Here is a 15,348-nt window from a genome sequence, read left to right as displayed (position 1 = left end):
TTTTACATTCTCAATAAAAATTCAGCGTGCGCGCGCTTCAACGCGGCACAGGGATAACGGGCTGGCAAAAGCCGACGACTATTATGACGAAATACAGCCTGCGGGCGCGAATGATGATTTTAATACTGGCGCCGACATTAATGATTGGACTGCTGCTCAGCTCGTTTTTCGTGGTGCATCGCTACAACGAACTGCAGTCTCAGGTGGTGGAAGCAGGCGCCAGCATCATCGAGCCGCTGGCGGTCTCCAGCGAATACAGTATGACCTGGCACAATCGCGAAGCTCTGCGCGCGCTGGTCAGCCTGCTGCACCGCCGCCACTCCGCTATTGTCCGCGCCATTTCGGTGTTCGACAATAATAACCGCCTCTACGTCACGTCGAATAACAACCAGAACCTGAGTTTGCTGCAGAAAGAGGATATTCGCGCGCTGCCTGACGAGGTCTCGATGGAGCGCCACGGTACGCTGCTGATTTTGCGCACGCCGATTACGCCTGAACACCATGCGGTGGATGAACTCTCCAGCGAAGAAGCCAAACCGGCGGGCAACCCGCTGGGCTACGTGGCGATAGAGCTTGATCTCCAGTCGGTGCGACTGCAGCAGTATAAAGAGGTGTTCGTCGCGACCCTGATGCTGCTGTTTTGCCTCTGCATCGCCATGCTGTTCGCCTACCGCCTGATGCGCGACGTCACCGGCCCGATCCGCAATATGGTCACCACCGTCGACCGCATTCGCCGCGGCCAGCTCGACAGCCGCGTCGAGGGCTATATGCTGGGCGAACTGAGCATCCTGAAAAACGGCATCAACGCCATGGCGATGTCGCTCACCGCCTACCATGAAGAGATGCAGCACAATATCGATCAGGCGACCTGGGACCTGCGGGAAACGCTGGAGCAGCTGGAGATTCAAAACGTCGAGCTGGATCTGGCGAAAAAGCGCGCCCAGGAAGCGGCGCGTATTAAGTCGGAGTTCCTCGCCAATATGTCTCACGAGCTGCGCACCCCGCTCAACGGCGTGATCGGCTTTACTCGTCAGATGCTGAAAACAACGCTCGGCACCACGCAGCGCGACTATATGCACACCATAGAGCGTTCAGCCAATAATTTACTCAGCATTATCAATGATGTGCTCGACTTCTCTAAACTGGAGGCGGGCAAGCTGGTGCTGGAGTCGATCCCGTTCCCGCTGCGCGCCACGCTGGACGAAACCATTGTGCTGCTGGCGCCCTCGGCGCATGAGAAAGGGCTCGAGCTGACGGTACTGTGCGACTGCAGCGTGCCGGATAACGTCATCGGCGATCCGCTGCGCCTGCAGCAGATCCTGATCAACCTGCTGGGCAACGCCATTAAATTTACCGAGCGCGGCACCATCGATCTGCGCGTCGAACAGCGAAACGTCAGCGCCACGCGCGTCGAGCTGGAGGTTCAGGTTCACGACTCCGGCATCGGCATTTCCGAACATCAGCAGACGCAGCTGTTTCAGGCGTTCCGTCAGGCTGACGCCAGCATCTCTCGCCGTCACGGCGGTACCGGGCTGGGGCTGGTGATCACGCAGAAACTGGTCAGCGAAATGGGCGGCGAAATCGCTTTTCACAGCCGCGTCAATGAAGGGTCGACCTTCTGGGTGCGAATACAGCTCGACCTCAATCCCAACGCCCCGACGCTGCCGCGCGCGCTGGACGCCCTGTCGCGTTCGCGTATGGCCTACGTAGAGGCGCACGCCGCTTCCGCCGAGGCCGCGCTGAAGATGCTGCACGTCACGCCGCTGCAGGTTGAGCACAGCGAAACGCTGGCGGGCCTGCGCGAACCGCACTATCCGCTGCTGCTGGTGGGGCTGCCGATCGATATCACGCAGCAGGAGCTGCTGGATGACCTCTTTATCGACGCCCTGCTTAATCGCGCCGACTGCGTGCTGCTGGCGTTGCCGAGCGCCATGATGCTGCTGGCGGATCGGCTCAAGGTGCGCGGCATTCACGGCTGCATCACCAAGCCGGTTTCCACCACGCGCCTGCTGCCGCTGCTGGCCGATCTGCATACGCGCCAGCGCAGCGAACTGCCTGACAGCGCACGCCTGCCGCTGCGGGTTATGGCGGTGGACGATAACCCCGCTAACCTCAAGCTGATCGGCGCGCTGCTGGAGGAGCAGGTGCAGCACATCCTGCTGTGCAACAACGCCGAGCAGGCGATCGCCGCCGCCCGCGCGCAGCCGCTGGATATTATCCTGATGGATATTCAGATGCCGGAGATTGACGGTATTCGCGCCAGCGAAATTATTCGCGGCCTGCCGCTGCACGCCAGCACGCCGATAGTGGCAGTCACGGCGCACGCCATTGACGGCGAGCGCGAACATCTGATCAAAGCCGGTATGAACGACTATCTGGCGAAGCCGATCGACGAGAGCCGGCTCAGCCAGCTGCTGGCGCGCTACAGCCCGCCGCTGCCTGCGCTGCTGCCGCCGGTGCCTGCGGTTTCGCCGTCGCTCGACTGGGAGCTGGCGCTGCGTCAGGCGGCGAACAAACCCGATCTGGCGCGCGATATGCTGAAGATGCTGCTCGATTTTCTGCCCGAAGTGCACGAGAAGATTGACGCTTTTATGGCGGCGCACGACGTGCAGGGATTACGCGAGATTATCCATAAGCTGCACGGCAGCGCCAGCTACAGCGGCGTGCCGCGCATGAAGCAGCTCTGCCGCCAGCTGGAGCAGAACCTGCGTCAGAGCGACGATATCGACGCGCTGGAGCCGGAGCTGCTGGAGTTGCAGGACGAGATGGAAAACGTGGCGCGCGAGGCGCGGCGGCTGCTGGGGCATGCCCGGTAGTCCCCGTTCAGTTACAGCAGGCGTACCGGGAAAACCCCAACGGTTTCAGCGGGTCGTGTTAAAGAAGGGAGCGTTACGCCGGTGCCTGCTCTTTCTGAGCAGGCGCCTCGCATCGGTTGTTAACTAACGCTGCGCCCGCGCTGTCGGCCGCCATATCCACAGCACCGCAATCGCCAGCGCAAACAGCGCGCCGAAGCCGATGCCGGTCGCGACCGCGGGCGCGCCCGCTTTCACCGCCAGCGTATACAGCCCCAGCATCACCAGCATGGCGATATTCTCGCCGAAGTTCTGCACCGCAATCGCATTGCCTGCGCCGACGCTCGCCTTGCCGCGCGCCTGCAATACGGCGTTGAGCGGCACCACGAAAAAGCCGCCCAGCGCGCCAATCACCATCAGCAGCAGGTAAGCGTTCACCAGCGAATGTTGCAGAGAAAAGATCACCACCATCACGCCAATCAGCACGCCAGCGGGCATACAGCGGCGCACCGTCTCCAGCGTCACCAGCTTCGCCGCCGCGCCCGCGCCAACCACGATGCCAATCGCCACCATGGCGTTGAGCGTGGTCGGCGTGGTGTTGTCGTTGATGCCGAGCGCCACCGGCACCCACAGTACCAGCAGGAAGCGCAGCGTCACGCCCGCGCCCCAGAACAGGCTGGTGCCGAGGATAGAAAAGCGCGTCTCCGCGTTATGCCACAGCAGACTGCACGCCTGGAAAAAACGGCGCAGCATCGCGGCAGGGTTCCAGCTCTGCCCCGCCCGCGCCGCCGCCAGCTTCGGAATAAAGAGGTTCGCCGCCACCGCCGCCGCGTAGGTAACCGCGCACGCCGCCAGCGCCGCCAGCAGGCTCCAGTCGGCGAGCGCGCCGCCCGATACCGACCCCAGCAGGATCGCGGCGATGGTGGAGCTCTCCATCATGCCGTTGGCTTTCACCAGCTTCTCGCCGGAGGTCAGCTCGGTAAGGATGCCGTACTTGGCGGGTGAGTAGGCCGCCGCGCCGATGCCCACCAGCGTATAGCCCACGAAAGGATTAAAGCCGAAGCAGATCAGCAGCGCGCCCAGCAGCTTCAGGCTGTTGGCGAACATCATCACCCGGCCTTTGGCGAAGCTGTCCGCCAGTTGGCCGACAAAGGGCGCCAGCAGAATATAGGCCGCGACAAACAGCATCTGCATCACCGGCTGGCTCCAGTCGGGATAAAGCTCGCTTTTCAGCAGCGCCAGGGTGGCGAAGAGCAACGCATTGTCGCCAAAGGCGGAAAAAAACTGCGCGCCCATAACCGCCAGCATCCCGCGCGACGTCAGCGACATCTCCTGCGTATTCAGCGTGCTCATGCCTGCTCCTCTTCCGCCATTTTTTTCAGGCTGACATAGTCCGGCTTGCCGCTGCCCAGCATCGGCAGCTGTTTCAACACGCGGATATCGCGCGGGACGGCAAGCTCCGGCGCGCCCAGCTCGCGTGCCGCCTTTTGCAGCCTGTCGCGTTTCAGGTCGCTGTCGGTGGTAAAGAGCACCAGCGCTTCACCGCGGTTGCCGTCGGCGCGCAGCGACGCCGCATGCTGTTTTTCCGGCGACGCTTTCAGGGCGATCTGCTCGACGCTCTCCAGCGACACCATCTCGCCCGCGATTTTGGCAAAGCGTTTGGCGCGTCCCTGAATCTGGCAGAAGCCGCCCTCGTCAAAGCTGACGATATCGCCGGTATCGTACCAGCCCGCCTCCATCTGCCCTTCGCCGTTGTCGGCGACAGGCGCTTCCAGCACGCCGGGGTTTTCGACGCGCAGATAGCCCTTCATGATGTTGGGCCCGCGCAGCTGCAGCCGCCCGCCCTGTTCAATGCCTTCAACCGACATCAGGCGCGAATCCATGCCCGGCAGAATGCGGCCGACGGTGTGCGCTTTCGCCGCCATCGGTACGTTGATCGCCACCACCGGCGCGCATTCGGTCACGCCGTAGCCTTCAAGAATGCGGATGCCATACTTCTCCATATAGATCTGACGCGTCGCTTCCTGCAGCTTCTCCGCCCCCGCCACGACGTAACGCAGACGGGCGAAATCGTAAGGCGCGGCAAAGCGGGCGTAGTTGCCGAGGAAGGTCGAGGTCCCGAACAGCACGGTGCAGTTGCGGTCATAGACCAACTCCGGCACGATGCGATAGTGCAGCGGGCTGGGATAGAGAAACACCTGCGCGCCGGTCATCAGCGGCGTAAACAGACCGACCGTCAGACCAAAGGCGTGGAACAGCGGCAGCGCCGACATAAATTTATCGCGCGGGGTAAAATCCGCCACGGTGCGGATCTGCTCCACATTCGCCAGCAGGCTTTTATGGGAATGCACTACCCCTTTCGGATTGCCCTCCGAGCCGGAGGTAAACAACACCATCGCCGCCTCCTCCGGCTGCTGTGCCACCTGCGCGCGGCGCGGAAACAGCAGATGCGCCAGGATCCAGAGTTTATCCTGCGTCGTCACGCTGTCGCGCAGATCCTCCAGGTAGATCCATTCGATGTCGCTCAGCCCCTGCGGCAGATGCCAGAGGTTGCCCTTCTCAAGAAACTGACGCGAGGTAAAGATGGTTTTGACCTGTGACGCGGTCAGCGCCGCGCGCATGCCGTTTACCCCGGCGGTGTAGTTGAGCATGGCCGGAACGCGGCCGCGCAGCGAGGCGCCGAGGATCGCCGCCGCCGTCACCGTGGTGTTGGGCAGCAGCAGGCCGACAATCTCGCCCGGCTGGCTGTAGCGCTCAAGAATACGCCCGACGCCGAGCGCTTTTTTCAGCAGTCCGGTATAGCTGTCGGGCTTCAGGTTAACGTCTTCGATGCAGCGCTTGAACGCTCCGTAGCGGGTGCGGGCGTTGAGGAAGGCTTCAAACAGCGTTTCGCGCGGGCGCACCGCCATGCGCGCCTCCATCATAATATGGTGGAGGTGTTCGCCCGCCAGCTGACGGCGGTCGCGCGCGCGCTTCGCTTCCGGCATCGGAATGCGCGTGGCGGGCAGCAGCGTCAGCGTGATACGGGGAAAAAGGCGGCGCTTGAAGATGCCGGCCAGGCGGCCGAAGGGGGTGTACTCCGCGCCCTCGATGCGCATCGGCACCACGCTGGCCTGCGATCGGGCAGCGACAAAACCGGCGCCGCTGTAGATCTTCATCAGCGAGCCGGTAACGGTGATACGCCCTTCCGGGAAGATCACCACCGGACGGCCGCTGTCGATCAGCCGCACCAGATGCTTGATCGACATCGGACGGGTTGGATCGAGTGGAACGAAGTCGATCAGCGGCTTCACCAGGCGCATATACCACTGCTCGCTGACGGAGGAGTAAACCGCAAAAACCGGCCTGATCGGCAGGAACAGCGCCAGCAGCACGCCGTCCAGAAAAGACATATGATTCGGCGCGATCAGCACTTTTTCCTGATGCAGCGCGGCGGTGTCGCCGCGCAGTTCCACCCGCCACAACAGGCGACAGACCAGACGTAAAAATGTAAACAACATGCCAGCTCCATAGCATCGCTAAAAAGGTTCCTAACGATGCAGGATCTGGCGTCGTTCGACAAGCGTAAAGGCGCGATTTAAGGCGTCGCCTGCCAGCCGCCGCCAAGCGCAGCGATCAGCGCCACGCTGGTGACCCACTGCGTGCTTTGCAGCGTCAGCAGGCTCTGCTGCTCGCTGAGGCTGCTGGTTTCCGTGGTGGCGACGTCGAGATAGTCGATCATTCCCGCCTCATACTGATTGCGCGTCACGCGCGCCGACTCGCGCGCGGCGTCGCTGGCGCGCTGCTGCGCCGCCAGCTCGTTGTTCAGCGTAGCCAGCTCCACCAGGTCGTCCTCTACTTCCTGCATCGCCGTCAGCACCGAAAGACGGTAGCTGGCGACGCTGGCATCATACGCGGCGCGCGCCTGCTCCACCTTCGCCGAGGTGGCGCCGAAATCGAGCAGCGTGCCGCTCAGATCGGGCCCGAGCGACCAGACCCGCCAGGGCAGCGAGAAAAGATTATGCAGTGCCGACGCGCTGGTGCCGCCGCTGGCGCTCAGCGTCAGGTCAGGATAGTAACCGGCAATGGCCACGCCGACGGCGGCATTGGCCGCCGCGACGTTACGCTCGGCATAGGCGATATCGGGACGGCGCTGCAGCAGCTGCGACGGCAGCGCCTGCGGCAGCGGCGGCAGCGTCGCGTTCAGCTTCGCGACCGGCAGGCTGAATTCGGCGGGCGTTTTCCCCACCAGCAGCGCGATGGCGTGCTCCAGCTGGGCGCGCTGCCACTGGTAGTCAAGCGCCGAGGCGCGGGCGCTCTCCAGCTGCATCTGCGCCTGCGCCAGCGTGGCGCGCGACTCGCTGCCGGCCTGGTATTTATTCTCGATCACCTTCAGATAGCGCTCATAGGCCGCGATGCTCTGCTGATAGAGCGCGATCTTCTCATCCATAATGCGCAGCTGAAAATAGTCCTGCGCCAGCTCCGACTGGGCGCTGAGCGTTACGTTCGCCAGCTCGGCGGCGCTCGCCTCGGCGCTGGCGGCGTTCTCTTCGCGGGTGCGGCGCAGTTTGCCCCACAGATCCAGCTCCCAGTTGGCGCTCAGCTGCGCCGAATTGCTGTTGGTGGTGCTGCGCGCGCCGCTGTTCGCGGAGCGGGTGCCGCTGCGCGTGCCGCTGACGTCATAGCCGAGCGTCGGGAAGAGCGCAGCGCGCGACTGGGCGGCCAGCGCCTGGGCTTCGCGGTACTGGGCGGCGTAGCTGGCGACGTTCTGGTTGGAGATGCTGACCTGCTGCAGCAGGCTGCTCAGGGTGGCGTCATGATAGACCGCCCACCATTCACCTTTGCTCTGGTCGTCCTGCGGTGTGGCCTGCTGCCAGCCTTTGGCCTCTTTATAGTGCAGCGGCACGCTGGCGACGGGACGCTGATAGTCGGGGCCGACGGCACAGCCGCCAAGCAGCAGCAGTAAAGCGAGAGAAACTTTTTTCATGGATCACGATTCCGCATGGCGCAAACGGCGCCACTGACGTTGGGTGGCGCGACTCAGACGGTCGAACCAGAGATAGACTACCGGCGTGGTAAACAGAGTCAGCAGCTGGCTCAGCGCCAGACCACCGGCGATCGCTATGCCGAGCGGACTGCGCAGATCGGCATCACCACCGCTGCCGAGCGCCAGCGGCAGCGCGCCGAAGAAGGCCGCCAGCGTTGTCATCATAATGGGACGGAAGCGCATCAGGCACGCCTGAACGATCGCCTGCTGCGGCGAGAGGCCGAGGCGGCGTTCGGCGTCGAGCGCAAAGTCGATCATCATGATGGCGTTTTTCTTCACTATGCCGATCAGCAGAATAATGCCGATCAGCGCGATCACCGTCAGCTGGGTGTTGGTGAGCAGCAATAGCAGCAGCGCACCGACGCCCGCCGACGGCAGCGTAGAGAGAATGGTCAGCGGATGCACATAGCTCTCGTAGAGCACGCCCAGCACGATATAGACCGCCGCCAGCGCCGCCAGGATCAGCCAGGGCATGGTCGCCGTCAGCTGGGCGAAGGCGGCGGCGGTGCCGGCAAAACCGGCCTGAATGGTTGAAGGCAGACCGAGCCTCGCCATCGCCTGCTTAATCAGCACCTGCGCCTGCTCCAGCGAGACGCCGTCGTTGAGGTTAAAGGCGATGGTGCTGGTGGCTGACTGTCCCTGATGCGCCACCGACAGCGGCGCGTTGCCGGTGGTCAGGCTGGCAAAGGCGGAGAGCGGCACCCGATCGCCGCTGTCGTTAATCACGTAAAGTTCCTGCAGAATCGCCGGATCGCGCGTGTAGCTGCTGTTGAGCGACATCACGACGTGATACTGGTTAAGCGTGTGGTAAAGCGTCGCCACCTGGCGCTGGCTGAAGGCGTTATTCAGCATGGTATCGAGCATCTTCACGTTCACGCCGAGGCGGGTGGCGCGATCGCGGTCGATATTAATTACGATCTCCTGCCCCCCGGTTTGCGAGTCGGAATCGACGCTGTTGAGCTGCGGGATCGCCGCCAGCGCCGCCTGCACTTTCGGCGTCCAGGTACGCAGCAGATCGAGGTCGTCCGCCTGCAGGCTGTACTGATAGCTGGCATTGGCGCTGCGGCCGCCGATATGCAGATCCTGCGCCGCCATCAGAAACATCTGCGCGCCAGCGATATGGCTGGTTTTCATGCTCAGCCGGTTGGCCACTTCGGTGGCGGTGGCGTCGCGCTGGTCTAAGTCCTTAAGCCGCACAAAGAAATTAGCGCTGTTGCGCGAGCCGAACATGCCGCTGCCCATCGAGGACATCACGCTCTCTACCGCCGGGTCGGACTGGATAATGCGGGTAAACATCAGCATTTTCGGCTTCATCGCCTGAAACGAGATGTTCTGGTCGGCGCGCAGCGCCCCCATCAGCAGGCCGGTATCCTGATTGGGAAAGAAGCCCTTCTGCACCACGCTATAGAGAAACAGATTGAAGAGAACGGTAAGCAGCAGGCTGAAGATCGTCAGCTTCTGATGGCGCATCACCCAGTTAAGCCCGCGCGCATAGGCCGCCAGCAGCGCATTAAGCTGATTCTCAATAAACTGATAAAGCGGGTGCGGCCGCCGGGTGACGCGCGGTTTGCGCTTCAGCAGCCGCGAGCAGAGCATCGGCGTCAGGCTGAGGGAGACGAACATCGAAATCAGCAGCGATACCGTGAGCGTAACGGCGAACTCGCGAAACAGGCGGCCCACGATGCTGCCCATCAGCAGAATGGGAATAAATACCGCCACCAGCGACACCGTCATCGACAGCACGGTAAAGCTCACTTCGCGCGCGCCGCGCACCGCCGCGCGTACCGGTCCCAGCCCCTCTTCAATGTGACGCGTAATATTTTCCAGCACCACGATGGCGTCATCCACCACAAAGCCGGTGGAGATGATCAGCGCCATCAGCGACAGGTTGTCGAGGCTATAGCCGAGCAGATACATCACCGCACAGGTGCCAATCAGCGATACCGGCAGCGCCAGCGCCGGGATGATCACCGCCTGCAGGTTGCGCAGAAAGATAAACACCACGGCGATCACCAGCAGCACCGCGATCAGCAGTGTCTCTTCGGTATCGTAGAGCGAGGCGCGCACGCCAGGCGACCGGTCGACAACCACTTTTAGCTGCGTATCGGCGGGCAGATTCTTCTCCAGCGCCGGCAGCTGCGCCTTAATCGCGTCGATGGTTTCGAGCATGTTGGCACCCGCCTGGCGCGTAATGCCGATCATCACCGAAGGCGCGGCGTTGAGAAAACCGGCCTGATACTGATCCTCCACCGAGTCGTAGACGGTGGCAACGTCGTGCAGACGCACCGCCTTGCCGTCCTGATAGGCGACGATCAGATCGCGATACTGCGCCGCCTTGTCGAGCTGGCCGTTGCTGTCCACCACCCATGACTGGCTGCTGCCCTGCAGCATCCCTTTCGGCAGGTTAGTGGTGCTGCTGGCGATGGCGCTGCGCACGCTATCGAGCGAGATGCCGTAGTGCGTCAGCTTCTGCGGCTGCAAATCGATCCGCACCGCAGGCAGCGCGCTGCCCATCAGCGACACCTCGCCGACGCCCTTCACCTGCCCCATCGCCTGCTCAATCTTGCTTTCGGCCAGATCGTACAGCTCGCCGGGCGTGCGCGTTTCGGAGGTGAGCGCCAGCATCACGATGGGCGCGTCAGAGGGATTGGCTTTGCGGTAGGTCGGCAGCGACTCCATGCTGCTCGGCAGCAGACTGCGCGAGGCGTTAATAGCGGCCTGCACGTCGCGCGCCGCGCCGTTGATATCGCGATCCAGCTCAAACTGCAAAATAATGCTGGAGGAACCCTGCGAGCTGCTGGAGGTCATTTCGGTAATGCCCGCGATTTGCCCCAGCGCGCGCTCCAGCGGCGTCGCGACCGTCGCCGCCATGGTTTCCGGGCTGGCACCGGCGAGTCTGGCGTTCACCATAATGGTGGGGAAATCGACCTGCGGCAGCGGCGCGACCGGCAGCAGCCGGTAACCGAGCGCGCCGAGCAGCAGGATCGCCAGCGTCAGCAGCAGCGTCGCAACCGGGCGGAAGATAAACAGCCGCGTCAGGTTCATGATTCGCCTCGCGACTGCTGCTGGCGGCGTTTCACCCAGGCGTTACCGCGCTGCGCGATGGCGTCAAACCACAGATAGATAACCGGCGTAGAAAAGAGCGTCAGCACCTGGCTGACGATCAGCCCGCCGACGATCACCAGCCCCAGCGGCTGGCGCAGCTCCGCGCCCGAGCCCGACGCCAGCATCAGCGGCAGCGCGCCAAGCAGCGCCGCCATGGTAGTCATCAGAATCGGACGGAAGCGCAGCAGGCAGGCCTGATGGATCGCCTCGCGCGGGCTGAGGTGCTGCTTGTTCTCTGCCTCCAGCGCAAAGTCGATCATCATAATGGCGTTCTTTTTCACGATGCCGATCAGCAGGATCACGCCGATCAGGGCGATCAGGCTGAATTCACTGCCCGCCAGCAGCAGCGTCAGCAGCGCGCCGACCGCCGCCGACGGCAGCGTCGAGAGAATAGTGACCGGATGGATAAAGCTCTCGTAGAGAATGCCCAGCACCACGTACATGGTGAGCAGCGCGGCGAGGATCAGCCACAGCGTATTGCCGGTCGCGCTCTGGAAGGCGGAAGTTTCCCCCTGATAGCGCAGCGTTATGCTCGACGGCAGCTGCAGCTGCTGCTCTACCTCGGCGATCGCCTTTTGCCCATCCTCCAGCGAATAGCCGCTGTTGAGGTTAAAAGAGATCATCACCGCCGGGAACTGGTTCAGCCGCATATGCATCAGCGAACCGGTGCGCTGGTGAATGGTCGCGACAGAGGTCAGCTTTACCATGCCCTTGCTGGCGTCGCTGCTGGCCGAGTCGGATGTCGTCGTCGAGGAGGTTGATGTCGAGGTCGAAGCTGACGCAGAGGTCGAGGTCGTCGCTGAGCTGGTGCTGGTCGACGGCTGCAGATAAACCTCCTCAAGGGAGGCTGGCGACTGCTGCCAGGCAGGCGCGACTTCCAGCACCACGCGATACTGGTTTGACTGGGTAAAGATAGTCGACACCAGACGCTGGCCGAAGGCGTTATAGAGCGCGGTATCAACGTCCGACGCGGTAATGCCGTAGCGCGCCGCTTTGTCGCGGTTCAGCTCCACCCAGGCGACGCGCCCCTGATCCTGCAAATTGCTGACCACGCCATTAAATTCCGGGCGTTTTTGCAGCGCCGCCACCAGCCGCGGCGACCAGGTGACCAGGTTTTCGCTGTCAGGGTCGTCAAGGGTGAACTGATACTGGCTTGGCGTTACCTGATCGTTGACCGTCAGATCCTGCGCGGGCTGCATATAGAGCTGAATGCCCGCCACCTGCGCCGCCGCCTGCTGCAGCTGCTTAATCACCACGTCGGCTTTGACGTCGCGCTCGCTGAACGGCTTCAGGTTAATCTGCAGCCGCCCGCTGTTAAGGCTGGTATTGCTGCCGTCGATGCCGATAGTGGACGAGACACTCTCCACGGCCGGATTCGTCAGCACCGCTTTCGCCAGCGCCTGCTGGCGCTTCGCCATTTCGCTAAAGGAAACGTCCTGTGACGCCAGCGTAATGCCCTGGATCAGTCCAGTATCCTGCGTCGGGAAGAAGCCTTTCGGCACCGCCAGATAGAGCAGCGCGGTAAGTGCGAAGGTCGCCAGCGCCACCAGCAGCGTCAGCTTCTGGTGGTTGAGCACGATGGTCAGCAGCCGGTCGTAGCCGCGGATCAGCCTGTCGAAGAGTTCGCCGCCCTTGCGCGCGAAGCGTGACTGCTTCTCCGGCGGGATATGGCGCAGCAGATAAGCGCACAGCATCGGGGTGAGCGTCAGCGACACCAGCATCGACACCAGAATCGAAACCGCCAGGGTAATGGCGAACTCGCGAAACAGTCGCCCGACCACGTCGCCCATAAACAGCAGCGGGATCAGCACCGCAATCAGCGAGAAGGTCAGCGAGATAATCGTGAAGCCGATCTGCTGCGACCCCTTCAGCGCCGCCTGCATCGGGGGTTCGCCCTCCTCCAGCCGCCGCGAAATATTTTCTACCACCACGATGGCGTCGTCGATAACAAAGCCGGTGGCGATGGTCAGCGCCATCAGCGAGAGGTTATTCAGGCTAAAGCCCGCCAGATACATCACGCCGAAGGTGCCCACCAGCGACAGCGGCACCGCGACGCTGGGGATCAGCGTCGCCGCCACGTTGCGCAGGAACAGAAAGGTCACCATCACCACCAGCGCGATCGACAGCATCAGTTCGAACTGCACGTCGCTGATCGAGGCGCGAATAGTCTGGGTACGGTCGGAAAGAATGGTCATCTTTACGCCGTCCGGCAGCGCGGCCTGCAGGGTCGGCAACGCCGCTTTGATGTTGTCCACCACCTGGATCACGTTGGCGCCCGGCTGGCGCTGCACGCTGATCACAATTGCCGGACTGTTGTTGGCCCAGGCTGACTGATAGCTGTTTTCCGGCCCCTGTTCGATATGGGCGATATCCTTCAGGCGCAGCGCCGCGCCGTTCTGATAAGTGAGGATCAGATTGCCGTACTCGGCGGCAGTGCGCAGCTGGTCGTTAGCGTCGATGGTGACCGAGTGATATTTGCCGTCGAAGCCGCCTTTCGAGCCGTTGACGTTGCTGTTGCTAATCAGCGTATTAACGTCCTCCAGCGTTAGCCCGTGCGCGGCGAGCGCCGTTGGGTTCATCTGGACGCGGATCGCCGGCTGATGGCCGCCCGCCAGCGTAACCATGCCGACGCCGGAGATTTGCGACAGCTTCAGCGCCACGCGGGTATTAACCAGATCCTGCACCTGCGTCAGCGGCAGGGTATCGGAGCTGGCCGCCAGGGTGATCACCGCGCTGTCTGCCGGATTAACCTTTTTATAGGTCGGCGGGTTGGGCAGATCGCTCGGCAGCAGATTGTCAGCGGCGTTAATCGCCGCCTGCACTTCCTGCTCTGCGACGTCGAGCGAGAGATCGAGGCCGAACTTCAGGGTAATGATGGACGATCCGCCGGAGCTGGTGGAGGTCATCTGGCTCAGCCCCGCCATCTGCCCCAGCTGGCGCTCCAGCGGCGAGGTGACCGACGACGCCATCACGTCCGGGCTGGCGCCGGGATAGAGCGTGGTGACCTGAATCGTCGGGTAGTCCACCTGCGGCAGCGCCGAGGTAGAGAGAAACTTATAGGCGAAAATACCGGCGACCAGCACGCCGACCATCAGCAGAATGGTCGCCACCGGGCGCAGGATAAACAGGCGTGACGGATTCATTTTGCCTCGGCGGGTGCGGTCGGTTGCGTCTCATCCGCCAGCGTGACTTTGCTGCCGTTAGTCAGGCGATCAATGCCCTCGGTCACCAGACGATCGCCAGGCTCGACGCCCGTGAGGATCGCCTGTTTGTCGTCGCCAAATGCCGGACCAGCAGAGACCGCCTTGCGCGTCACGGTGTTGTCTTTGTTGATAACGAAGACGAAGCTGCCGTCGCTGCTCAGCTGCAGCGCCTGCGACGGGATCACCGTCGCCCCTTTCAGGATACGCGTCTGCACGCGCAGGTTAACGAACTGGTTGGCGTAAAGCGCCTCATCCTCATTGGCGAAGGTGGCCTTCAGCGCCACGGTGCCGGTATCGGTGTCGATCTGGTTGCTAATAAATTTGACTTCGCCCTGCGCCAGCGCGCGGCTGTTGTCCTGGTCAAAGGCGGTGGCCGGCAGCGCCTGCCCCTGGTGCAGCGCCTTAATCAGATCGGGAATATGGCTCTGCGGCACGCTGAAGGTCACGGCGGCAGGCTGCATCTGCGTGATAGTGACCAGGCCAGTGCTGCTGGAGCTTTGCACCATATTGCCTGGATCGACCAGCCGCAGCCCGACGCGACCGCTGACCGGCGCGGTAATGCGCGCATATTCGATGCTCAGCTTCGCGCTGGCGATCTGCGCCTGATCGGCCGCCACCGCGCCGCGATACTGGCCGACCGTGGCAATTTGGGTGTCGAGATCCTGACGCGCCAGTGAATCCTGCGCGTAGAGCTTGCGGTAGCGCGCCAGCGTGAGCTCAGCGCTTTTCAGCAGCGCCTGGTTCTGGCTCAGCTCCGCCTGATACTGATTGAGCGTCGCCTGGAAGCTGCGCGGATCGATCTGCGCCAGCAGCTGCCCCGCCTCCACTTTTTGCCCTTCGGTGAAGTAAACCTTCTCCAGCTGACCGTCGACGCGGCTGGTCACCGTGACGCTGGCGTTAGGGATCACCGTGCCCAGCGCGTTCAGGTAAACCGGCACGTCGGCAGTGGTCGCCACGCCGCTATGCACCAGCGTCGCGCCGCCGCCCATCATCGCCATCCCCGGCGGGCCGCCAGGCGGCATTGCGCCCTGCCCTTTGCCAGACGGCAGCACCCGCCAGACGACGCCGGCAATAATCACAATCAGGATTAACAACAGCAGCCACTTAAACCAGCGGGCACGAGAAGAGCGGGACGCATTAGTCATTATCAAAGTCTTACAAAGAGTAAAAAGGAAAAATCCCCTTATTTCAGGGGATTATTTAAAGTGTTAAGCATAGCGCT

The 15,348-nt window shown here is 62.6% G+C and carries 7 protein-coding genes; 1 reads left to right on the top strand and 6 read right to left on the bottom strand.

Going from position 1 to position 15,348, the window contains the following annotated elements:
• The first annotated feature begins 83 nt into the window (after positions 1-83).
• The gene (barA, locus tag EKL29_RS14975) at positions 84-2,816 is read left to right on the top strand and encodes a two-component sensor histidine kinase BarA (protein ID WP_126690090.1); all 2,733 of its coding nucleotides are present in this window, start codon (positions 84-86) and stop codon (positions 2,814-2,816) included.
• 123 nt (positions 2,817-2,939) lie between these two features.
• On the opposite strand, the gene lplT is transcribed toward barA, so the two are convergent.
• From lplT to EKL29_RS14945, 6 genes are all read right to left on the bottom strand, one after another.
• A complete protein-coding gene (gene lplT / locus EKL29_RS14970; protein ID WP_311779032.1) occupies positions 2,940-4,145 on the bottom strand; it encodes a lysophospholipid transporter LplT in 1,206 nt (401 codons plus the stop codon).
• On the bottom strand, positions 4,142-6,292 hold the full coding sequence (gene aas / locus EKL29_RS14965; RefSeq protein ID WP_126690089.1) for a bifunctional acyl-ACP--phospholipid O-acyltransferase/long-chain-fatty-acid--ACP ligase: 2,151 nt from the start codon (positions 6,290-6,292) through the stop codon (positions 4,142-4,144). Before aas ends, lplT begins: the two co-directional genes overlap by 4 nt.
• Positions 6,293-6,369: 77 nt before the next feature.
• Positions 6,370-7,758 carry an efflux transporter outer membrane subunit gene (locus tag EKL29_RS14960; protein WP_126690088.1) on the bottom strand — a complete coding sequence of 463 codons (1,389 nt, stop codon included), beginning with the start codon at positions 7,756-7,758 and terminating at the stop codon, positions 6,370-6,372.
• Positions 7,759-7,761: 3 nt separating this feature from the next.
• Positions 7,762-10,863, bottom strand: coding sequence for a multidrug efflux RND transporter permease subunit (locus EKL29_RS14955; protein ID WP_126690087.1), 3,102 nt, complete (start codon positions 10,861-10,863; stop codon positions 7,762-7,764).
• Positions 10,860-14,066, bottom strand: a complete 3,207-nt coding sequence (locus EKL29_RS14950; RefSeq protein ID WP_126690086.1) for an efflux RND transporter permease subunit — start codon at positions 14,064-14,066, stop codon at positions 10,860-10,862. Before EKL29_RS14950 ends, EKL29_RS14955 begins: the two co-directional genes overlap by 4 nt.
• Complete coding sequence (locus tag EKL29_RS14945; protein WP_126690085.1) at positions 14,063-15,271, bottom strand: efflux RND transporter periplasmic adaptor subunit; 1,209 nt, start codon at positions 15,269-15,271, stop codon at positions 14,063-14,065. The genes EKL29_RS14950 and EKL29_RS14945 overlap by 4 nt, the downstream gene beginning before the upstream one ends.
• Between the last annotated feature and the right edge of the window lie 77 nt (positions 15,272-15,348).

Origin of the sequence: Pantoea sp. YU22, assembly GCF_003970755.1 — a bacterium.
Classification (GTDB): Bacteria; Pseudomonadota; Gammaproteobacteria; order Enterobacterales; family Enterobacteriaceae; genus Pantoea; species Pantoea piersonii.
This window is presented reverse-complemented; position numbering and strand designations above follow the sequence as displayed.